This window comes from Pseudomonas sp. GW823-FHT02F05, assembly GCF_058797315.1.
Window position 1 is genome coordinate 122022 of sequence record NZ_JBXAJM010000012.1, and the last position, 20266, is coordinate 142287.

At 60.9% G+C, this 20266-nt stretch carries 19 protein-coding genes; 8 read left to right on the forward strand and 11 right to left on the reverse strand.

What is annotated here, in order from left to right:
- Positions 1 to 134: 134 nt before the first annotated feature.
- Together AC1RAC_RS15920 and AC1RAC_RS15925 are read right to left on the reverse strand one after the other, a co-directional pair.
- A complete protein-coding gene (locus AC1RAC_RS15920; protein WP_054917024.1) occupies positions 135 to 1325 on the reverse strand; it encodes an MFS transporter in 1191 nt (396 codons plus the stop codon).
- A gap of 125 nt (positions 1326 to 1450) precedes the next feature.
- Positions 1451 to 2647, reverse strand: a complete 1197-nt coding sequence (locus AC1RAC_RS15925; protein WP_005792302.1) for a class I SAM-dependent rRNA methyltransferase — start codon at positions 2645 to 2647, stop codon at positions 1451 to 1453.
- A 277-nt stretch (positions 2648 to 2924) separates the two neighbouring features.
- On the opposite strand from AC1RAC_RS15925, the gene AC1RAC_RS15930 reads away from it, so the two are divergent.
- Both AC1RAC_RS15930 and mutM read left to right on the forward strand, forming a co-directional pair.
- Positions 2925 to 3737 carry an HDOD domain-containing protein gene (locus AC1RAC_RS15930; protein ID WP_197900348.1) on the forward strand — a complete coding sequence of 271 codons (813 nt, stop codon included), beginning with the start codon at positions 2925 to 2927 and terminating at the stop codon, positions 3735 to 3737.
- A 21-nt stretch (positions 3738 to 3758) separates the two neighbouring features.
- Positions 3759 to 4571, forward strand: a complete 813-nt coding sequence (mutM, locus tag AC1RAC_RS15935; protein WP_003195148.1) for a bifunctional DNA-formamidopyrimidine glycosylase/DNA-(apurinic or apyrimidinic site) lyase — start codon at positions 3759 to 3761, stop codon at positions 4569 to 4571.
- Positions 4572 to 4694: 123 nt separating this feature from the next.
- On the opposite strand, the gene AC1RAC_RS15940 is transcribed toward mutM, so the two are convergent.
- From AC1RAC_RS15940 to AC1RAC_RS15960, 5 genes are all read right to left on the reverse strand, one after another.
- Entirely contained in the window at positions 4695 to 4946 is a 252-nt protein-coding gene (locus AC1RAC_RS15940) for a YfhL family 4Fe-4S dicluster ferredoxin (protein ID WP_003195146.1), read from the reverse strand.
- A gap of 162 nt (positions 4947 to 5108) precedes the next feature.
- Positions 5109 to 5588, reverse strand: a complete 480-nt coding sequence (gene coaD, locus AC1RAC_RS15945) for a pantetheine-phosphate adenylyltransferase (protein ID WP_003195136.1) — start codon at positions 5586 to 5588, stop codon at positions 5109 to 5111.
- A 103-nt stretch (positions 5589 to 5691) separates the two neighbouring features.
- A complete protein-coding gene (locus AC1RAC_RS15950) occupies positions 5692 to 7287 on the reverse strand; it encodes a GMC family oxidoreductase (protein ID WP_492616758.1) in 1596 nt (531 codons plus the stop codon).
- Positions 7288 to 7340: 53 nt separating this feature from the next.
- Positions 7341 to 7886, reverse strand: coding sequence for a hypothetical protein (locus AC1RAC_RS15955; protein WP_020301931.1), 546 nt, complete (start codon positions 7884 to 7886; stop codon positions 7341 to 7343).
- A 29-nt stretch (positions 7887 to 7915) separates the two neighbouring features.
- The gene (locus tag AC1RAC_RS15960; RefSeq protein WP_057976456.1) at positions 7916 to 9343 is read right to left on the reverse strand and encodes a coniferyl aldehyde dehydrogenase; all 1428 of its coding nucleotides are present in this window, start codon (positions 9341 to 9343) and stop codon (positions 7916 to 7918) included.
- A 145-nt stretch (positions 9344 to 9488) separates the two neighbouring features.
- Between AC1RAC_RS15960 and AC1RAC_RS15965 the strand changes: the two genes are divergently transcribed.
- Together AC1RAC_RS15965 and AC1RAC_RS15970 are read left to right on the forward strand one after the other, a co-directional pair.
- Positions 9489 to 10160 carry a TetR/AcrR family transcriptional regulator gene (locus tag AC1RAC_RS15965; protein WP_005792294.1) on the forward strand — a complete coding sequence of 224 codons (672 nt, stop codon included), beginning with the start codon at positions 9489 to 9491 and terminating at the stop codon, positions 10158 to 10160.
- 33 nt (positions 10161 to 10193) lie between these two features.
- Positions 10194 to 11048, forward strand: a complete 855-nt coding sequence (locus AC1RAC_RS15970; protein ID WP_492616759.1) for a sulfurtransferase — start codon at positions 10194 to 10196, stop codon at positions 11046 to 11048.
- Between the two features lie 116 nt (positions 11049 to 11164).
- Here the strand turns inward: AC1RAC_RS15970 and AC1RAC_RS15975 are convergent, their stop codons facing one another.
- From AC1RAC_RS15975 to AC1RAC_RS15990, 4 genes are all read right to left on the reverse strand, one after another.
- Positions 11165 to 12163: a hydrolase gene (locus tag AC1RAC_RS15975; RefSeq protein WP_259038944.1), complete on the reverse strand. Its 999-nt coding sequence runs from the start codon at positions 12161 to 12163 to the stop codon at positions 11165 to 11167.
- A gap of 160 nt (positions 12164 to 12323) precedes the next feature.
- The gene (gene rsmD / locus AC1RAC_RS15980) at positions 12324 to 12941 is read right to left on the reverse strand and encodes a 16S rRNA (guanine(966)-N(2))-methyltransferase RsmD (RefSeq protein ID WP_034128953.1); all 618 of its coding nucleotides are present in this window, start codon (positions 12939 to 12941) and stop codon (positions 12324 to 12326) included.
- The gene (locus AC1RAC_RS15985; RefSeq protein WP_034128952.1) at positions 12941 to 14431 is read right to left on the reverse strand and encodes a M16 family metallopeptidase; all 1491 of its coding nucleotides are present in this window, start codon (positions 14429 to 14431) and stop codon (positions 12941 to 12943) included. The genes rsmD and AC1RAC_RS15985 overlap by 1 nt, the downstream gene beginning before the upstream one ends.
- Positions 14424 to 15779, reverse strand: a complete 1356-nt coding sequence (locus tag AC1RAC_RS15990; RefSeq protein ID WP_003195117.1) for a M16 family metallopeptidase — start codon at positions 15777 to 15779, stop codon at positions 14424 to 14426. Before AC1RAC_RS15990 ends, AC1RAC_RS15985 begins: the two co-directional genes overlap by 8 nt.
- 232 nt (positions 15780 to 16011) lie before the next feature.
- Between AC1RAC_RS15990 and ftsY the strand changes: the two genes are divergently transcribed.
- The 4 genes from ftsY to rpoH all read left to right on the forward strand — a co-directional run bounded on the left by ftsY (position 16012) and on the right by rpoH (position 20084).
- Entirely contained in the window at positions 16012 to 17412 is a 1401-nt protein-coding gene (gene ftsY / locus AC1RAC_RS15995; protein ID WP_054897585.1) for a signal recognition particle-docking protein FtsY, read from the forward strand.
- Positions 17409 to 18080: a cell division ATP-binding protein FtsE gene (ftsE, locus tag AC1RAC_RS16000; protein WP_003195112.1), complete on the forward strand. Its 672-nt coding sequence runs from the start codon at positions 17409 to 17411 to the stop codon at positions 18078 to 18080. Before ftsY ends, ftsE begins: the two co-directional genes overlap by 4 nt.
- Positions 18077 to 19099, forward strand: a complete 1023-nt coding sequence (ftsX, locus tag AC1RAC_RS16005) for a permease-like cell division protein FtsX (RefSeq protein WP_054897584.1) — start codon at positions 18077 to 18079, stop codon at positions 19097 to 19099. Before ftsE ends, ftsX begins: the two co-directional genes overlap by 4 nt.
- 130 nt (positions 19100 to 19229) lie before the next feature.
- Positions 19230 to 20084, forward strand: coding sequence for an RNA polymerase sigma factor RpoH (gene rpoH, locus AC1RAC_RS16010; protein WP_003176698.1), 855 nt, complete (start codon positions 19230 to 19232; stop codon positions 20082 to 20084).
- Positions 20085 to 20266: the final 182 nt, after the last annotated feature.

The following is a 20266-nucleotide window of genomic DNA, read 5'->3' on the forward strand; positions in this document are numbered from 1 at the left end:
CCACTCGCGTCGCGGGATCGCCGCGTGCTTGGGCCTCGAGCTCATAAACCCGCCGGGGGATGACTGGCGATGAATAGGGCCGATTCTACACCGCTGGCGGCTGGAGGGAATGGGCGCAACCTTGAAGTTAGCCGCTACAGGACGTGCGGGTGGCGCCTTGCCCATGAGTTCAACGCAAGGGCGGCGAGGCTCAGGATCAGAAAACACAAGCCAAGCGCAGTACTCAACTGGTGGGTAAAGGTGCTGATAAACGCACTGATACAGCCGCCAGCAATGAACAGCACTGCCGCAACGGCGGAAGCCGCGGCTCCCGCATTGTCTGGAAACAGGCTCATGGCCTTGGAGTTGGAAATGGGCCGGGTGATGGTGGTGCCCGCCGTGCAGAGCAGCATGGGCACCAACACTGTCGGGGTTGATAAGCCGAACAGGTAGGCCAACAGCAGCATGACCACGCCAGAGATAGCGATCAGAACCAGCCCGACTGCCATCTGGGTAGCCGCCGCCAGCCGTTTGTGCAGGACGCCTGCACAGAGGCCACCCACTACGTAGGCGGCGCCGTAGAGAAGCAAGGTCAATGAGTACTCATGGGGTGACAGCTTTAACTGGTCCATGAAAATGAGCGGTGACACAACGATGAATGAGAAATGACAGGCGAAGGTGATCGCGGAGATCGTGGCGTAGCTGGCGAAATGTCTGTTGGCGAAAACCTTGGCGTAGGCCCTGAAAATACCCCGCTCGCCTGGCGCGGTTGGAGGGAAGCCGCCATGCAGTAATCGGTGAGCCATAATCCACGTTGCGGCACAGAGGGCGATAAACGCGTAGAAGCTGGCTTTCCATCCCCAGTGCAATTGCAGCCATGCGCCCAGCACTGGGGAAATCGACATGAAAATGCCTCCGGCCGTGGCCATTGCTATGCGCAACCGCTCCTGTTCCCTGCCGAAAAAAAGGTCCTGCACCAGCGCTTGGGACAGTATGAAACCACCGCAGCCTATGGCCTGAATGACTCGGAAGAACAGGAATTGGGGCGTGTTTCTGGCGGCCAGACACCCGACTGCACCCAGGATGGCTACTACCATACTGGCCAGGAGTAGCTTCTTGCGACCGATTCTGTCGGACAGCGGGCCGATCAGCAGCATTGAGCAGGAAAATCCAATGGCGAACAGGCTGACGGATCGAGCGATATGGGTGGTCGAGGTATGGAAGTGTTCAGCCAGGGCGGGAAAGGAGGGCAGTACGACGTCAAGGGGGAAGACGCCCAGCAAAGTCATGGTCATCAGCCAGAAAACCAAGAGCGGTTTTTCAGCCTGTGTAATTGCCTTCGACATGCGCGAGCCTCGGTTCCATGAGAGGGGCGAGGATCGAGTCTGCGCTACGGAAAGTCAAAGCCTGGGGCAGTACGACATTTCCTGAAAACCTGTAGGAACCCGCAAGTCCCTACAGGGGAACAGCATCAGCTATTGGGTAGCAACCGGCAGGTAATGCTCTTGATGTAGCGCGTCTCGACAATCGCCGGGTGCACCGGGTGGTCCGGGCCTTGGCCGCCACGTTCGAGCATCTGGATGTTGCGGTCCAGATGGCGGGCGCTGGTGAGCAGGATGTTTTGCAGGTCGTCTTCCGGCAGGTGCATGGAGCACGAGGCGCTGACGAGGATGCCGTCTTTGCTGAGCAGGCGCATGGCTTGCTCGTTGAGGCGGCGGTAGGCGCCTTCGCCGTTTTTCATGTCTTTTTTGCGTTTGATGAAGGCCGGTGGGTCGGCGACGATCACGTCGAAGCGTTCTTCGCTGGCTTTCAGTTCTTTAAGCGCTTCAAAGACGTCGCCTTCGATGCAGGTCATCTTCTCGGCAAAGCCGTTCAGCGCGGCGTTGCGCTCAACGCCGTCGAGGGCGAAGGCCGAAGCGTCGACGCAGAACACTTCACTGGCGCCGAAGGCTGCAGCTTGCACGCCCCAGCCGCCGATGTAGCTGTACAGGTCCAGTACACGCTTGCCCTTGGCATACGGGGCCAGGCGGGCGCGGTTCATGCGGTGGTCGTAGAACCAGCCGGTCTTTTGGCCCTGAATCACCGGGGCTTCGAACTTGACGCCGTTTTCTTCCAGCGCCACCCACTCCGGCACCAGGCCGAACACGGTTTCGACGTAGCGGTTGAGGCCTTCGGCGTCGCGTGCGGCGGAGTCGTTCTTGAACAGGATGCCGCTGGGCTTGAGCACTTGGGTCAGCGCGGCGATCACGTCTTCTTTATGCGCTTCCATGGTCGCCGAGGCGATCTGCACTACCAGGATGTCGCCGAAACGGTCGACCACCAGGCCCGGCAGCAGGTCGGAATCACCGTAGACCAGGCGGTAGAACGGCTTGTCGAACAGGCGGTCACGCAGGGACAGCGCGACGTTGAGGCGGTGTACCAGCAGCGACTTGTCCAGCGGCAACTTGATGTCGCGCGACAGCAGGCGGGCACAGATCAGGTTGTTCGGGCTCATGGCCACGATGCCCAGGGTCTTGCCGCCGGCCGCTTCCAGGATAGCCTGGTCGCCTGCCTGGAAGCCGTGGAGTGGGGTGGCGGCCACGTCGATTTCGTTGCTGTAGACCCACAGGTGGCCGTTGCGCAAACGACGATCGGCGTTGGCTTTGAGACGCAGGCTTGGCAGGGACATGACGTCGCTCCGGAAAAAAGAGCGGGAGTATACCCTTTGCGCACTCTTTCATGTGGGAGCTGGCTTGCCTGCGATATGGGCGGCGCGGTGTATCAGACGTACGGTGGTGAGGCTATCGCAGGCAAGCCAGCTCCCACATTCGATCGGGTTTCAGTTGGGTTTTTGGGTGTCGGCCACGTCTGCATAAGGGGTAGAATTCGCGCCTAGCCCAGAGTGTGTACTTATGTCCCAAGAGCTTTCCCCCGAGCAGATCCAACAGGCCCTGCAAGGCATCAGCGTGCCGCCCCAACCGCAAATCATGGTGGATTTGCAGATGGAGCAGTACATGCCCGACCCGGACCTGGAAGTGATTGCAAGGTTGATCTCCCAAGACCCGGGCTTGTCCGGTGCACTGCTGAAGATCGTCAATTCGCCGTATTACGGCCTGAGCAATAAGATCGCTTCGATCCAGCGTGCGGTGAACCTGCTGGGCAGCCGTTCGATCATCAATTTGATCAACGCGCAGTCAATCAAGGGCGAGATGTGCGACGACACCATCGTCACCCTCAACCGCTTCTGGGACACTGCCCAGGATGTGGCCATGACCTGCCTCACACTGGCCAAGCGCACCGGCTCGCAAACCGTCGACGAAGCCTATGCCCTGGGCCTGTTCCACGATTGCGGCGTGCCGTTGATGCTCAAGCGCTTCCCCAACTACATGTCCGTGCTGGAACAGGCTTACGCCCACGCCGGCCCGGATTGCCGCGTGGTCGATACCGAGAACAATGCGTTCCACACCAACCATGCGGTAGTCGGCTACTACACCGCCAAGTCCTGGCGCCTGCCGGAGCATGTCACCGACGCCATCGCCAATCACCATAACGCCCTGGTGATTTTCAGCGATGAGACGACGCGCAACCCGCAGCTCAAGAACCTGCTGGCCATTTTGAAGATGGCCGAGCATATCTGTTCGTCTTACCGCGTACTGGGTAACCAGGCGGTGGACCATGAGTGGAATGCCATCGGCCACCTGGTGCTGGATTACGTGGGCCTGTCGGACTACGACTTCGAGAGCCTGAAGTTGTCGATCCGCGAACTGGGCGCGCACTGACCCGTCATTCAAGAGGTACACATGCCCGAGTTACCAGAAGTCGAAACCACCCGACGCGGCATTGCCCCGCACCTGGAAGGCCAGCGCGTCAGCCGCGTGGTAGTGCGTGAGCGGCGCCTGCGCTGGCCAATTCCGGAAGACCTGGATGTGCGCCTGTCAGGGCAGCGCATCGTGCTGGTGGAGCGCCGGGCCAAATACCTGTTGATCAATGCCGAAGTGGGCACCTTGATCAGCCACTTGGGCATGTCGGGCAACTTGCGCCTGGTTGAGGTAGGTATGCCGGCGGCCAAGCATGAACATGTGGATATCGAGCTGGAATCGGGTATGGCCCTGCGCTACACCGACCCGCGGCGCTTCGGTGCGATGCTCTGGAGCCTCGACCCGCACAACCATGAGTTGCTGATGCGGCTGGGGCCGGAGCCGTTGACCGACCTGTTTGATGGCGAGCGTTTGTTCCAGCTGTCTCGCGGCAAGTCGATGGCGGTGAAGCCGTTCATCATGGACAACGCGGTGGTGGTAGGCGTGGGCAATATCTATGCGACAGAAGCGCTGTTTGCAGCTGGGATTGACCCGCGCCGCGCCGCCGGGGGAATTTCACGCGGGCGTTATTTGAAGCTGGCGATTGAGATCAAGCGGGTGCTGGCCGCTGCCATCGAGCGGGGCGGTACCACGTTGCGGGACTTTATCGGCGGCGATGGGCAGCCGGGGTATTTCCAGCAGGAACTGTTCGTGTATGGCCGGGGCGGCGAGGCGTGCAAGGTCTGCGGCACTGAGCTGCGCAATGTGGTGCTGGGGCAGCGGGCGAGTGTGTTTTGCCCTAGGTGTCAGAGCTGATGGTTGGGTGAGGGCTGAGATTGCTATCGCAGGCAAGCCAGCTCCCACATTTGAATGTATTCACATATCCAAGTGTGGGAGCTGACTTGCCTGCGATGAGGCCTTTACGGGCAACGAAGAGGCTTAGGCCTTACCGGTAATCTTGCGGTACTTCTCCATCAACTGCTCTTCAGTCTCAGGGTGTGCCTCGTCCAGAGGAATGCAATCGACCGGGCATACCTGCTGGCACTGCGGTTCGTCGTAGTGGCCGACGCACTGGGTGCACAGGTTGGGGTCGATCACGTAGATCTCTTCGCCTTGGGAAATGGCGGCGTTCGGGCACTCGGGTTCGCAGACGTCGCAATTGATGCAATCGTCGGTGATGATCAGGGACATGGAAACTCCTGCCAGGGCACTCTGCCAAGGCATCTGAAAACTAATGCGCGCAATTGTGCCGCATTGACGCCCGCAGTGCGAGCCTGTCTCTGTGGTGAGGGATGAAAGGATTGGGACTGCTGCGCAGTCCAGCGGGAGCAAGCTCCCTCGCCACAATGAGCCTTACTTCTTGAAGCGCAATGTCAGTGCGTCTGCTACAGCTGGATGCACGAACTTGGTGATATCTCCGCCCAAAGCAGCGATTTCACGAACCAACGTCGAGGAAATGAACGAATAACGCTCCGACGGCGTGAGGAACAGGCTTTCCACGTCCGGCGCCAATTGGCGGTTCATGTTGGCCAGCTGGAATTCGTATTCGAAGTCCGACACCGCACGCAGGCCACGCAGGAACACATTGGCGTTCTGCTCCTTGGCGAAATGCGCCAGCAGTGTCGAAAAGCCCACTACTTCCACATTCGGCAGGTGCTTGGTGACCTCTTGCGCCAACTCCACACGTTGTTCCAGGGGAAACAGCGGGTTTTTCTTGGGGCTGGCCGCGACCGCGATGATCACATGGTCGAACAGGCGAGAGGCGCGTTCGACCAGATCGCCATGGCCTTTGGTAATCGGGTCGAAGGTACCTGGGTACAACACTCGGTTCATCGCGTCGTCCTGGCGGAGTCCGTTGGGGAACCGGATGGTATCGCAGCATTACCGGTGGGCCAAGTCGACTTATGTAGATAGATACCGTGAATACCCTGTCTTTTCATGCCGTTTTCAGACGTTCGGCCAATGCGCTCGCCAGTTGCGCGGTCAATCCGTACACCGACAATTGCGGGTTGGCGCCAATGCTGGTGGGGAACAGCGAGCCATCGTGGATCGACAGGTTACGCAACTGATGATGGCGACCCAGGCTGTCGGCGACGGCATCTTTCGGATCTTCACCCATGGCACAACCACCCATCACGTGGGCGCTGCCCAGGGTGGTGCGATGCAGTTCCAGGCCCAGACCGTCGATTACGCTGCGCGCTTCGGCCAAGTTTTTCACAAAGCGCGCGTCGTGATGCAGGGGCTTGACCGATTTGGCCCCCGCCGCGAACTGAATCTCGGCCATGCTGTGGAAGGCCCGGCGCAGGCCGTCCCAGGCGTAGGGCGAGACCTGATAGTCGAGCACTGGGGTGCCGTCACCGCGTAACTCCACCGTACCGCCCGGGCTGTCGGGGTGAAAGCCGTCGCGCAGCAGGGCGAGCATGGCGTGGGTGTGGGGTAATTGGTTCATGTCCAGGGCGTTCTGGTTGCCGTAGCCACCAAACAGGGTGCTCGCCAGGCCTGGATGCAGGGGCGGTGCTTCCAGTTTGTAGGACATTTTGCCGGTAGTGCCGTCCTGCCATTGGAAATGGTCGGAGTAGATGGATTGCGGCGCACCGTAGAAGGGGTTGATCACCTCGTCGAACAGCCCAGCGGAGAAATTGACCAGGTGCAGGAAGGTGCGCTTGCCCAGCCGCGAGTGTGGGTCGGGCGCGTCGGAGCGCATCAGCAAAGCAGGGCTGTTGATGCCGCCGCCCGCCAGCACATAGTGCTTGGCTTTCACCCTGATCTTGCGCCCTGTGGGCGCTACGCAGCGTTCGTCCATGGCCACGCATTCGAGGCTGCTGATGGTGTCGCCGCTGTATGTGAGCCGTTCGGCGCGGGCCAGGTAAAGCAGTTCGCCGCCCTTTTCCAGGGTGGACGGGATGGTCGTCACCAGCATTGACTGCTTGGCGTTGACCGGGCAGCCCATGCCGCAATACCCCAGGTTGAAGCAGCCGCGCACATTGCGCGGGATCACATGCCAGCTGTAGCCGAGCTTTTCACAGCCTTTGCGGATCACATCGTTGTTGGCATTCGGCGGCAGCGCCCAGGGCGCGATGCCCAGGCGCTGTTCCATTTTTTCGAACCAGGGCGCCATTTCGGCGCTGCTGTGGCCTTTGACCGCATATTCGCTGGCCCAATGCGCGAGGGTAGCGTCAGGGGTGCGAAAGCTGGAGGTCCAGTTGATCAAGGTGGTACCGCCCACCGCCCGGCCCTGCAGGATGGTGATAGCGCCGTCCTTGCTCATGCGGCCGATGCCTTCCTGGTAAAGGCTGGCGTAGGCTTCGTCTTCCAGCAGCTTGAAATCACTACTGGTCTTGAGCGGGCCTTCTTCGATCAGCAACACTTTGTAGCCGGCGGCGCTGAGGATTTCGGCGGTGGTACCGCCCCCGGCGCCGCTGCCGATGATGGCGACATCCGCTTCCAGGGTCAGGTCGTGATCCAGGGCGGCGCCATTGTGGGTTTTCCAGCCACGGGCCAGGCCGTCGCGGAACAGATCGGGTACGGGCATAGGTGTGCTCTCTTATTCTTGTCGGAAGATGCAATCTTGGGGGATTGCCCAGGCTAGATCTTGGGCGGGCCGGGGTAGCCGCAATGGGCCCAGGACTCGGGCCGGAAGTACCAGGCCATGATCACCAGTTTGAGCAGCGAGCCCTGGCCCATGCGCAAAAGGTTCAGGTAACTGTTTTCCCAGCGGTGCAGGAAATTGCGGATCTGTTCGCTGCTGGCGTTTTCCCAACTGCCCCAGATACCGGTCAGCGGGCCGCGGGTAATGCCCATGCCCAGTACGTCGAATAATTGCTGGGTGAGCTTGAACATCTCGGGCGACAAGTGCTGCAGGCTGTAATCGAGCTTTTTCAGGGTGCCCTCAATACCTGCAAGCACTTGTTCGGCACTGGCCGCGCCTTCTAGCAGCACCGGGATTACCGCCCGCAAGAACGGCAAGTCGCTGGTGCGCAACATCGCAAAGCCGCTGGCCGGCGTACTGCTGGAGCAACCACTGAGGCTGGCGCCCAACCCGGCGGTGGCGAGGAAGGCGCTGGCACACAGGCCGATTTTCAAGACGCCGCGCCGTGACAGCGCGGGTGAATCAGTCAGGCTGGGGTTCATTGTTTTTATAGTCCCGAAGGTGGCGGTTATCAGCGTATAAACAGCTTCTGGATCAGCTTCTGGATCGACTTGCCATAGGGCGGGTAGATCAACTTCGCCGCGTTCAGGCGCTGTTTGACCAGCACACCCTTGGCCTTGCTGAACGTCAGGAAACCTTCGTGACCGTGGTAATGGCCCATGCCTGACGGGCCGATGCCACCGAACGGCATATCGTCCTGGGCGACGTGCAGCAAGGTGTCGTTCAGGCACACACCGCCGGAATGGGTTTCGTGGAGCACCCGCGCTTGTTCGCCTTTGTTGTAGCCGAAGTAATACAAGGCCAGTGGGCGAGGGCGCTGGTTGATGTAGGCAAAGGCTTGGTCAAGGCCGCGATACGGCACGATGGGCAGGAGCGGGCCGAAGATTTCGTCCTGCATCACGGTCATGTCGTCGCTGACATTCAACAGCAGGCTGTGGGCCATTCGCCGCGCCTGGCCTTGCTCGTACAGCGGGATCAAGGTGGCGCCTTTGTCGGTGGCGTCCTTGGCGTAGGCATTGAGCCGGGCCAGTTGGCGCTCGTTGATGATGGCGGTGTAGTCCGGGTTGTCGGCCAGCGTCGGATAAAACCCGCGCACCGCTTTGGAATACGCCTCGACAAAGCCCTCCACGCGATCTTCCGGTACCAGCACATAATCCGGCGCCACGCAGGTTTGTCCGGCGTTCAAGGCTTTGCCGAAAGCGATGCGTTCGGCAGCATCCTTGAGCGGCACGTCGGCCGAGACAATGGCTGGCGATTTGCCGCCCAGCTCCAGGGTCACCGGCGTGAGGTTTTCGGCCGCCGCACGCATCACGTGCTTACCTATGCTGGTAGCGCCGGTGAACAGCAGGTGATCGAAGCGCAACTTGGAAAACGCCATGCCCACGTCAGCCTCGCCCAGCACGACGCACACCAAGTCCTCGGGGAAGATCCTGGCCAGCAACGCCTTGAGCAGCTCGCCGGTGGCCGGCGTGGACTCGCTGAGCTTGAGCATCACCCGGTTACCGGCAGCCAATGCCCCAACCAGCGGGCCGATGGCCAGGTACAGCGGGTAGTTCCACGGCACGATGACGCCGACGACGCCCAGTGGCTGGTAAATGACTTTGGCTGAGGCGGGCTGGAAGGCAATGCCTACAGCGCGGCGGGAAGGTTTCATCCAGCCCTTGAGGTGTTTGCTCGCGTAGTGAATGCCATGCAGGCTAGGCATCAATTCGGCAAACAGGGTTTCGTCGGCGCTGCGATGGCTGAAATCCTGGCTGATCGCATTGATCAGCGCCTGGCGTTCGTCGCTCAGCAGATCCCGCAGAGCCTTGAGCCATTGCTGGCGCTGCCCGGCCGGCGGCATCGGGTTGGCGGCATAGGCGCGGCGTTGGGCGTCGAACAGGTCCTGGAGTTGATCCAGCGCCTGGGAATCTTGCAGGTAGGCAACGTTGGCAGACATGGCGCGGCACCGATTGTTATTGGTCTGCCCGGATTTTTAGAGTCATTGCTCTAAATTGTCAAATAACATTGCAGTAACATCCAGATTTATCCTGGCCGGGTTAGGCCGTAAGATGCCCCATCCCGTGTATAGAAGCTGATCCCCTATGGCACCACGAGTAAAGACCAGCGAGCGCATTGTGCAAACCAGCCTGGAGCTTTTTAACCAGCAGGGCGAGCGCAGTGTCAGTACCAACCACATTGCCGCCCACATGGAAATTTCCCCGGGCAACCTGTACTACCACTTCCCTAACAAGCAGGCGATCATCGCCGTGCTGTTCCGCGAATATGAAGCGTTGGTAGACAGTTTCCTGCGCCCGCCCCAGGGACGCACGATGGTGGTGGAGGATAAACGCTTTTACCTGCAAGCCGTATTGGCCGGCATGTGGCGTTATCGCTTCCTGCATCGCGACCTCGAACACCTGCTGGAGAGCGACCCGGAACTGGCGACCGGCTACCGGCGTTTTTCCCAGCGTTGCCTGATCCAGGGCGGCGCGATCTACCAGGGCTTTGTCGATGCCGGCATTCTCAATATGGACCCGGTGCAAACAGAAGCCCTGACCCTGAATGCGTGGATCATCCTCACCTCGTGGGTGCGCTTTTTGTGTACCACCAATGAAAAATCCACCCACCTGAGCGCCGAGGCGATCAAGCGTGGGGTTTATCAGGTGCTGGTGCTGGAGGCGGGGTTTGTCACGCCACAGGCCAAAGAGGCGGTGGACGCCTTGTTCAAAGAGTTTTACGTGCCGTTGAATCAGGCACTGGAAGAAGTGAAGTAAGACCTTTCCCCTTTGTATTCACAGGAGTCAGTCATGCCGCTTGCCCAACTGATCAGCCCCCAGCAATTGGCCGAGCGCCAACAGTCGAGCGGGTGGGTGATCCTGGATTGCCGCTTTGCCCTGGAAGACCCGGACTACGGCTTGTGCAGTTACGCCGAAGGGCATATCGAGGGCGCGCAATACGCCGACCTGGAGCGCCACCTGAGCGGCCCGGTGACCAAGGGCGTGACCGGTCGTCATCCTTTGCCGGCGGCGGACACGTTCGCCAGGCAACTGCGGGCCTGGGGTATCAGTGCCGACACCGCTGTGGTGCTGTATGACGACGGCCCCGGAGCCTACGCCGCCCGTGCCTGGTGGCTGCTGGCCTGGCTGGGCAAGCGTGATGGCGTGTTTATTCTCGATGGTGGCCTCAAGGCCTGGCATGCCGCCGGTTTCCCCCTGAGCCTGGACGCGCCCGTGGTTGAGCCAGGTACCTTCGCCGGTACGCCGGATCATCGTCTGTTGCTGGATGCCGAACACCTGCAAAAACGCCTGGGCCAACCCGGCCTGACCTTGATCGACGCCCGCGCCCAGCCGCGCTTTCGTGGCGAAGTAGAACCCATCGACCCGATTGCCGGGCATATCCCTGGCGCGCAATGCGCGGCGTTCAGTGAAAACCTGGGCAGTGATGGTCGTTTCTTACCGGCTGATCAGCTCAAGCAACGCTTTGCCGCGCAGCTGCAAGGGCGCCCGCCGCAGGAGTTGGTGGCGTATTGCGGGTCTGGGGTGACGGCGTGCCATAACCTGTTTGCGTTGAGCCTGGCGGGGTACCCGTTGGGTAAGTTGTATGCGGGGTCGTGGAGTGAGTGGATTACCAATCCGGCGCGGGAAATTGCGAAGGGCGACTAAACGATCGGTGTGAACACTTGCTTAAAATGTGGGAGCTGGCTTGCCTGCGATAGCAGAGTGTCAGCCACCTCAACGTTGGCTGGCCCACCGCTATCGCAGGCAAGCCAGCTCCCACACTATTGACCGTATTGGGTCTGGAGCCATTGTGGGATCCGGCGCTCCAGATAGTAACCAGGACGCTTCAGCGAACCCTCCACAAACCCCACATGCCCGCCCTTGGCCAGCAACTCGAACTCGGTGCAGGCCGACAGCTCACTGGCGTCAGGCAAGCTGTGCGCAAACACAAACGGATCATCAGCCGCCTGGATAATCAGCGTCGGCGTGCGGATACCGCCCAGGTAATAGCGACTGGAGGCGCGGCGATAGTAATCCTCGGCACCCAAGAAACCGTGCAGCGGCGCGGTTACCCGCCCGTCGAAGTCCCAGAACGTGCGCATCTTTTCCAGAGAGCCAAGGGCCTCCAGGGTTTTGAGCCCATCCTCACGACCGTCCTGCAGGAATTGGCGTTGCTTGACGCGGATATACGCCAGCATCTCGCGCATGAAGTGCTTCTGATACACCCGCGAGAACCCCAGCCCAATGCGATCCGCGCATTGATCCAGGCGAAACGGCACCGACACCGCCGCCGCGCCCTGCAGCCCTGAAGCCTCGCCGGTTTCCCCCAAATGCTTGAGCAACACGTTGCCGCCCAGGGAGTAACCCACCGCGTACAAGGGCGCCAAAGGCCGCTTGGCGCGCAGATGAGCAATCGCGGCTGCCAAGTCTTCGCTGGCGCCGGAGTGATAGCTGCGAGCCAGCAGGTTGGGCTCGCCCGAGCAGCCGCGCCAGTTCAACGCAGCACTGGCCCAGCCTTGGGTGGCGAGGACTTTTTGCAGGCCGGCCACATAGGGCGAATTGGACGAACCGGTCAGCCCATGCAACACCAGCACCAAAGGCGCTTGCACGTCATGAGGCCCGTGCCAGTCGAGATCGAGGAAGTCGCCATCCTCCAGCCACAGGCGCTCACGCTGACGCTCGAGGTGGGTGGTCGGCCGCCACAGCGGTCCCCACAGTGTCTGCAAGTGAGGGTTGCCGAGGCCGAAGGCGGGTTTGAACAGGTCGCAAGAAGGGGTCATGACGCTCTCGGTGGCAAGTGAACTCACTGTGGCGAGCGAGCTTGCTCGCGCTGGGCCGCGTAGCGGCCCCATCAAGAACACTGCGTTTATTCAGTCGGAACACCTTGGCAGGTTTCAGGGCCGCTTCGCAGCCCAGCGGGAGCAATCTCTAGCCACACGATCAGGCGGCGTTTTCGACCAAACGATGCCACAACGCGTAATACACCCGCCCGGACTTCTGCTCCCGGTGCAGGCGCCAGCCACTTGGCAGGCCGAGCGTGGACGGCGCGGTCTCGCTCTCAGTGTAGATCCAGGCATCCGGTGCCAGCCACTGGCGTTCTTCCAGCAGTGTGCAGACGGTCGGCAGCAGGTTCTGGTTGAACGGTGGGTCGAGGAACACTACGTCGTATTCAGTCGCTGCCTGGGTTTCCAGGTAGCGCAGCGCGTCGGCCGTCTGCACCTGGCCGGTGGTGCAACGCAGCGTGCCCAGGTGCTCCTTGAGGCTGGACACCGCCACATTGCTGGCGTCCAGCGCCTGGCCCTGCGCCGCGCCACGGGACAGCGCCTCCAGGAACAGCGCGCCGCTGCCGGCGAACGGGTCCAGCACTTTGGCCCCGCCTATGTACGGCGCGAGCCAGTTGAACAGGGTTTCACGCACGCGATCGGGCGTCGGGCGCAGGCCCACGACGTCGGGGAAGCTCAGCTTGCGGCTGCCCCATTCACCGCCAATGATGCGCAGTTGGCCCACACCGTTATGCACGTTGTGGACAGGTTTTTTCGGGCGAGATGAACTGGCCATTAATGCTCCGGAACCCCGAGCGGCTGCTCGGCAGGTTTATCAGTGGGGGGCGGTAGTGGCTTTTGCGCAATCGTCGGGCCGGCGGTCACGATGACCATCTTGTCGGCGCTCAAGTGTTTGTTCATTGCAGCCTTGACCTGATCGACGGTCAGGGCCTGGGATTGTTTCATGAAATCTTCCAGATAGCTCAGCGGCAGGTTGTAGAAACCCATGGCGCCCAACTGCCCGACGATATCGGCGTTGCTGGCGGTGGACAGCGGGAAGCTGCCGGCCAGTTCGCGCTTGGCGTCGTCCAGTTCTTTTTGTGTTGGGCCGTTCTTGAGGTAATCAGCCAGTACATCCTCAACCAGGCGCAGGGTGCCGCCGCTCATTTCGGCGCGGGTCTGCAGGTTGATCATGAACGGGCCGCGCACCTGCATCGGTGAGAAACCGGAGTACACGCCGTAGGTCAGGCCGCGTTTTTCACGCACCTCGCTCATCAAACGGGTACCGAAGCCGCCGCCGCCAAGGATCTGGTTGCCCAGGGACAAGGCTGCGTAGTCCGGGTCGGCGCGGTCGATGCCCAATTGCGCAAACAGCAGGTGGGTTTGCTTGGACGGAAACTCGATACGGCTCAGGCCGGCTTTTGGCTCGGTCGGCTGGGCGATCTTGGCCATGGCCGGGCCTTTGGGCAGCGAGGCTGACACTTTGGCCGTCATGGCCTCGGCTTCTGCACGGGTCAGGTCGCCGACGACCGCAATCACGGCATTGCCCGCCGCATAGGCTTTGGCATGGAACGCCTGCAACTGTGCCAGGGTAATTTTCGGCACGCTTTCTGGGGTGCCTTCGCTCGGATGCGCGTAAGGATGGTCGCCGTACAGACGCTTGAACAGCTCGATGCTCGCCAGTTTGCCGGGGTTCTGTTTCTGGTACTCGAAACCGGCCAGGATCTGGTTCTTGATCCGCGCCAGGGAATCCGCCGGGAACGTCGGCTGGCCAATCACCTGGTCGAACAGGGCCAGGGCGGCGGTGCGCTTATCGTTGTCGCTCAGGCTGCGCAGGGTCACCAGCGCCATGTCGCGATAGGCGCCGTTGCCGAAATCGGCCCCCAGGCCTTCGAACCCACTGGCGATCTGGCTGACATCCTTGCCCGGCACACCTTCGTTAAGCATGGCGTTGGTCATCAGCGCCAGGCCTGGCACGTCGCCATCCTGGCTGCTGCCGGCGGCAAACAGCAGGCGCATGTCGAACATCGGCAATTCGTGGGCTTCGACGAACAGCACCTTGGCGCCTTCGGCGGTGGTCCAGGTTTGTACGTCGAGCTTGCGGTTGGTCGGTGCCTTGCCATCCAGTTCCGCCAGGGACTGCAGGGTGCTGGCCGTTTGAGCCTTGTCCAGGGCCTGACTGGCGACCGACTCGCTCGGGCGCAAAAAGTAAACGGCGCTGGCCGCCATCAGGGTGACGGCGATCAGGCCGGGCAGGATCAGGCGGCTGTTTTTGCGATCACTCATGAGCGGTCTCCTCAGGCAAAACATGGGCGACGCTCAGACGTTCGCGGGTGAAATAAGTGCGTGCGGCCTTCTGGATGTCTTCCGGGGTCACGCTTTGCAGGTCGGCAAGCTCCGTGTCCATGAGCTTCCAGGACAGGCCGACCGTTTCCAGGGAGCCGATGGCCGTGGCCTGGCTGGTGATGGAATCACGCTGGTACACCAGGCCGGCAATGACCTGGGCACGGATGCGCTCCAGTTCTTCGGCAGTCGGCGGCTTGGCCTTCAACTCATCGAGCAGGCGCCACAGGCCGGCTTCGGCTTGGGCGACGGTTTTCTTCTTCTGCTGGTTCGGCGTGGCCGAGAGGGTAAACAGGCTGTCGCCACGGGTGTAGGCGTCGTAGTTGGTGGAAGCCGCGGACACAAGTTCCTCACCGCGCTCCAGTTGCTCGGAGATCCGTGCACTGTAGCCGCCGTCCAGCAGCGCCGAGATCAGGCGCAGGGCCTGCACCGAGCGTTTGTCTTCGGCGGTGGCCAGGCCAGGCACGTTGAAGCCCAGGAACACGCTTGGCAATTGGGTCTGCACGTGCAGGGTCAGCAGGCGCTCGCCGGGCTCGGCCAGTTCCATCGGGATTTTTGCCGGCGGCACGTCACGCTTGGGGATCGGGCCGAAGTAACGTTGGGCGAGGTTTTTCACCTCGTCCGGGGTCACGTCGCCGACCACCACCAGGGTGGCGTTGTTCGGCACGTACCAGGATTGGTACCAGTGGCGCAGTTCCTCGACCTTCATGCGGTCCAGGTCGGCCATCCAACCGATGGTCGGCGTGTGGTAGCCGCTGGCGGGGAAGGCCATGGCCTTGAAGCGCTCGAACGCTTTGGACATGGGGTTATCGTCGGTGCGCAGGCGGCGTTCTTCCTTGATTACTTCGATTTCACGGCTGAATTCGTCGGCCGGCAGGCGCAGGCTGGCCATGCGGTCGGCTTCCAGCTCAAAGGCCACACCCAGGCGATCACGGGCCAATACCTGGTAATACGCGGTGTAGTCGTCGCTGGTGAAGGCGTTTTCTTCGGCGCCCAGGTCGCGCAGGATCAGCGAGGCTTCGCCGGGGCCAACCTTGGCGCTGCCCTTGAACATCATGTGTTCCAGGGCGTGGGACAAACCGGTCTGGCCCGGGGTTTCGTAGCTTGAGCCAACCTTGTACCAGACCTGGGAAACCACCACCGGCGCGCGATGATCTTCGCGCACGACCACCTTGAGGCCGTTATCGAGGGTGAATTCATGGGTGGGTTGTGGATCGGCAGCCAAAGCTGAGAGAGGCAGACAAACTGTGCTGAACAGCAGGCCTGCGGCGCGGCGGGCTAGAGCATTCATTCGTTTTTAAACCTGTTGGGCTGCCCGCTTGGTCTTAGCGTCGGCGGGCGAGGAGGTGCTAGGATACTGATCCGACCTAGGGACGGCCACTGTGGCTGTCTTGTTGAGGCCCTATTTAGGCCTTACAAAATGTTGCGCATGAACGAGCTGGCTAAAAAACAGTCTGTTACGCATCGAATTTTATTTACCGAAGCGCCCCTTGGCGCGTCGCTACCTTGAGATAGCCGTCTCCATGTTTGGTTCCAACGACGACAAGAAGACCCCAGCTGCGGCTGGCGAGAAGAAAGGCCTGTTCGGATGGCTGCGCAAAAAGCCGCAGGAAACCGTCGTCGAACAGCCACAGGTTCACGCTGAACCCACCCCTGAACCCGTAATAGAAGCCGAACCGGTTGCCGAGACGCCAGTTCCGGTGGTGTTGCCGATGGCTGAGCCGGTGTTGCAGCCGGTCGTCGAGGCCGAGCCGGAACTTGAGCCTGCGCCTGAGCACAAGCCTTGGTTGGAACTGCCGGTGGCCGAAGAGCCTGTGGCGTTGGTGGAGGATGTTCAGGCCGAGCACGTCGTGCCGCCGATTCCTGCAGTGGTTGAGCCGGCGCCGGTAGAGGTTGTGGCTGAAGTTCCGCCCGTCGTTGAAGTGCCGGCACCGGTTGTTGCCGCACCTGCCGTCGTCGAGCCAGAGCCTGTCGTCGCCACCACCGAAACCAGCAAAACCGGGTTTTTTGCCCGTCTCAAGCAGGGCCTGAGCAAGACCAGCGCCAGTATTGGCGAAGGCATGGCCAGCCTGTTCCTGGGCAAGAAAGTCATTGATGACGAGCTGCTGGAAGACATCGAGACCCGCCTGCTCACCGCCGACGTGGGCGTCGAAGCCACCGCCGTGATCATCCAGAGCCTGACGCAGAAGGTCGCGCGCAAGCAGTTGACCGACGCCGACGCCCTGTACAAATCCCTGCAGGCTGAGCTGGCCGCCATGCTCAAGCCGGTTGAAGCGCCGCTGGTGATCACGCCGAAAAAGCCGTTCGTCATCCTCGTTGTAGGTGTAAACGGCGCTGGCAAGACCACCACCATCGGCAAACTGGCCAAGAAGCTGCAGGGGGAGGGCAAGAAAGTCATGCTCGCCGCCGGTGACACCTTCCGTGCCGCCGCCGTCGAGCAGTTGCAGGTGTGGGGCGAGCGCAACAAGATCCCGGTGATTGCCCAGCACACCGGTGCCGACTCTGCGTCGGTGATTTTCGATGCTGTGCAAGCCGCCAAGGCGCGCAACATCGATGTGCTGATCGCCGATACAGCCGGCCGCCTGCACACCAAAGACAATTTGATGGAAGAACTGAAGAAAGTGCGCCGCGTGATCGGCAAGCTTGACGCCGATGCACCCCACGAAGTCTTGCTGGTGCTCGACGCTGGTACCGGCCAGAACGCCATCAGCCAGGCCAAGCAATTCAACCAGACGGTGCAACTGACCGGCCTGGCATTGACTAAGCTCGACGGCACGGCCAAGGGCGGTGTGATTTTCGCCCTGGCCAAACAGTTCGGGTTACCGATTCGCTATATCGGCGTCGGTGAAGGCATCGACGACCTGCGCACCTTTGAAGCCGAACCCTTTGTACAGGCACTGTTTGCCGAGCGGGAGCGTTCATGATTCGATTCGAACAGGTCGGTAAACGCTATGCCAACGGGCATGTGGGCTTGCATGAGCTGAGCTTTCGAGTGCGTCGCGGCGAATTCTTGTTTGTCACCGGCCATTCGGGCGCGGGCAAAAGTACGCTGTTGCGCCTGTTGCTGGCCATGGAACGCCCGACCACCGGCAAGTTGCTGCTGGCGGGCCAGGACCTGGCTACCATCAGCAATGCGCAAATTCCATTCTTGCGCCGCCAGATCGGCGTAGTGTTCCAGAACCATCAGTTGCTGTTCGACCGTACGGTGTTCAACAACGTGGCCCTGCCGTTGCAGATACTGGGGCTGTCCAAGGCCGAGATCGTCAAGCGCGTGGACTCGGCCCTGGAGCGTGTAGCCTTGTCGGACAAGACCGACCTCTTCCCCGGCGACCTGTCCACCGGCCAGCAACAGCGTGTCGGTATCGCCCGCGCCATCGTCCATCGCCCGGCTTTGCTGCTGGCGGACGAACCCACCGGTAACCTCGACCCGCGCCTGGCGGCCGAGATCATGGGGGTGTTCGAAGATATCAACCGCCTGGGCACCAGCGTATTGATTGCCAGCCACGACCTGGCCCTGATTGCCCGTATGCGTCATCGCATGCTGACCCTGCAGCGCGGCCGCCTGATCGGCGATGGGGAGGCGGGCGTATGAGTGCTACACGCAGCCCTAAAGTATCCGAACGCGTGGCGCCGAAACCGGCCGACCCGCAACCGAAAAAGAAAAAACACGACGACGACGACGGCCCGGACTTCGGTACCCTGGTGCACGCCTGGATTGAAAGCCATCGCGCTAGCCTGCTGGACAGCCTGCGGCGCCTGGGCAAACAGCCGATCGGTAGTTTTTTCACTTGCCTGGTGATGGCGGTGGCCTTGAGCCTGCCGATGGGCTTGTCGCTGTTGCTTAATAATGTGGAGCGCCTGGGCGGTTCCTGGCAGCGGGCGGCGCAGATTTCGCTGTACCTGAACCTGGACACCAGCAGCAAGGAAGGCGAAGCGCTGCGTGACGACATCAAGAACATCCCGGGGGTAGCCGAGGCCGAGTACATCAGCCGCGACCAAGCCCTCGAAGAGTTCCAGCAGCAATCGGGCCTGGGCGAGGCGCTCAAGGAGCTGCCGCAGAACCCGCTGCCGGGCGTGGTGCTGGTGACGCCGAACGAAGTCGACAAGCCGGCGCTGGAAGCCCTGCGACAAAAACTCGCAGAGATGCCGAAGGTGCAACAGGCGCAACTTGATCTAGTCTGGGTAGAGCGCCTGGCCGCAATCCTCAAGCTGGGTGACCGCTTTGTGTTCGGCCTGACGGTGTTATTAGTGTCTGCATTACTTTTGGTGATAGGTAATACCATTCGTCTTCATATTGAAAACCGTCGCACCGAGATAGAAGTGATTAAACTGGTGGGCGGCACAGACAGCTATGTGCGTCGGCCTTTCCTGTACATGGGCGCGCTGTATGGCCTGGGTGCGGGGATCTTGTCTTGGGGGGTACTGGCGTTTGGCCTGGATTGGTTGAACGACGCGGTTGTTGGCCTGGCCGGGCTCTACGGCAGTGATTTCGCGCTGGCCGGTGTGCCGGTAGCCGATGGTCTGAGTCTCTTGCTTGGCGCGGTGTTGTTGGGGTATATCGGTGCGTGGATTGCGGTGGCACGGCATTTACGCGAGCTGGCGCCGAAGTAGTTAATGCCAGATTAATGTGGTTTCGTTTGTATTGACCGTATCAGCGGTTTAGGGAACTTGTCCTACGGTTCCCAGGTCAATTTTCGCAGTGCTGAACTGCACGAGTTATGTGAGTCGGAGGTTTTTTCGTATGACCACTTCTTTGCAACCTGCTTATGCCTTGGTCCCGGGTGCGAACCTGGAGGCTTATGTGCACACGGTCAACAGCATTCCATTGCTGACGCCCGAGCAGGAGCGTGAACTGGCCGAGAGTCTCTACTATGAGCAGGATTTGGGGGCGGCTCGGCAGATGGTGCTCGCCCACCTGCGTTTTGTCGTACATATCGCCCGTAGCTATAGCGGCTACGGTCTGGCCCAGGCCGACCTGATTCAGGAAGGCAACGTAGGCCTGATGAAGGCTGTAAAGCGCTTCAACCCTGAAATGGGCGTGCGCCTGGTGTCGTTTGCCGTGCACTGGATCAAGGCGGAAATCCACGAGTTCATCCTGCGCAACTGGCGCATCGTGAAAGTGGCCACCACCAAGGCCCAGCGCAAGCTGTTCTTCAACCTGCGCAGCCAGAAAAAACGCCTGGCGTGGCTGAACAACGAAGAAGTCCACCGCGTGGCCGAAAGCCTCGGTGTGGAGCCGCGTGAAGTGCGCGAGATGGAAAGCCGCCTGACCGGCCATGACATGGCCTTCGACCCAGCCGCCGAAGCGGATGACGACAGCGCCTTCCAATCGCCGGCCAACTATCTGGAAGACCACCGGTACGATCCGGCGCGTCAACTGGAAGACGCCGACTGGAGCGACAACTCCAACCACAACCTGCACGAAGCGCTGGAAGTGCTGGACGACCGCAGCCGTGACATCCTCTACCAGCGTTGGCTGGCAGAAGAAAAAGCCACGCTGCACGACCTGGCGCAGAAGTACAACGTGTCGGCAGAGCGGATTCGTCAGCTTGAGAAAAGCGCGATGAACAAGCTGAAGTTGTCGATCGCCGCTTAAAATGCAGCGAACAAAAAATGCCCCGGTCGAAAGACCGGGGCATTTTTGTTTGTGTTCGAAAAGTCTCAAGCCCAACTCGGTTTAATGTGGGAGCTGGCTTGCCTGCGATGAGGCCGTGTCAGCTGAAGCATGGGTTACTGACCCACCGCTATCGCAGGCAAGCCAGCTCCCACAGGTCCCAT

Bases quoted from the DNA above. Each gene is read 5' to 3' on its own strand.
- AC1RAC_RS15970 (WP_492616759.1), top strand. From the start codon at position 10,194: ATGCCGCTTGCCCAACTGATCAGCCCCCAGCAATTGGCCGAGCGCCAA.
- rpoH (WP_003176698.1), top strand. From the start codon at position 19,230: ATGACCACTTCTTTGCAACCTGCTTATGCCTTGGTCCCGGGTGCGAAC.
- ftsE (WP_003195112.1), top strand. From the start codon at position 17,409: ATGATTCGATTCGAACAGGTCGGTAAACGCTATGCCAACGGGCATGTG.
- coaD (WP_003195136.1), bottom strand. From the start codon at position 5,588: ATGAACCGAGTGTTGTACCCAGGTACCTTCGACCCGATTACCAAAGGC.
- rsmD (WP_034128953.1), bottom strand. From the start codon at position 12,941: ATGGCCAGTTCATCTCGCCCGAAAAAACCTGTCCACAACGTGCATAAC.
- AC1RAC_RS15950 (WP_492616758.1), bottom strand. From the start codon at position 7,287: ATGCCCGTACCCGATCTGTTCCGCGACGGCCTGGCCCGTGGCTGGAAA.
- mutM (WP_003195148.1), top strand. From the start codon at position 3,759: ATGCCCGAGTTACCAGAAGTCGAAACCACCCGACGCGGCATTGCCCCG.
- ftsX (WP_054897584.1), top strand. From the start codon at position 18,077: ATGAGTGCTACACGCAGCCCTAAAGTATCCGAACGCGTGGCGCCGAAA.
- ftsY (WP_054897585.1), top strand. From the start codon at position 16,012: ATGTTTGGTTCCAACGACGACAAGAAGACCCCAGCTGCGGCTGGCGAG.
- AC1RAC_RS15965 (WP_005792294.1), top strand. From the start codon at position 9,489: ATGGCACCACGAGTAAAGACCAGCGAGCGCATTGTGCAAACCAGCCTG.
- AC1RAC_RS15940 (WP_003195146.1), bottom strand. From the start codon at position 4,946: ATGTCCCTGATCATCACCGACGATTGCATCAATTGCGACGTCTGCGAA.
- AC1RAC_RS15955 (WP_020301931.1), bottom strand. From the start codon at position 7,886: ATGAACCCCAGCCTGACTGATTCACCCGCGCTGTCACGGCGCGGCGTC.
- AC1RAC_RS15975 (WP_259038944.1), bottom strand. From the start codon at position 12,163: ATGACCCCTTCTTGCGACCTGTTCAAACCCGCCTTCGGCCTCGGCAAC.
- AC1RAC_RS15985 (WP_034128952.1), bottom strand. From the start codon at position 14,431: ATGAGTGATCGCAAAAACAGCCGCCTGATCCTGCCCGGCCTGATCGCC.
- AC1RAC_RS15925 (WP_005792302.1), bottom strand. From the start codon at position 2,647: ATGTCCCTGCCAAGCCTGCGTCTCAAAGCCAACGCCGATCGTCGTTTG.
- AC1RAC_RS15960 (WP_057976456.1), bottom strand. From the start codon at position 9,343: ATGTCTGCCAACGTTGCCTACCTGCAAGATTCCCAGGCGCTGGATCAA.
- AC1RAC_RS15920 (WP_054917024.1), bottom strand. From the start codon at position 1,325: ATGTCGAAGGCAATTACACAGGCTGAAAAACCGCTCTTGGTTTTCTGG.
- AC1RAC_RS15990 (WP_003195117.1), bottom strand. From the start codon at position 15,779: ATGAATGCTCTAGCCCGCCGCGCCGCAGGCCTGCTGTTCAGCACAGTT.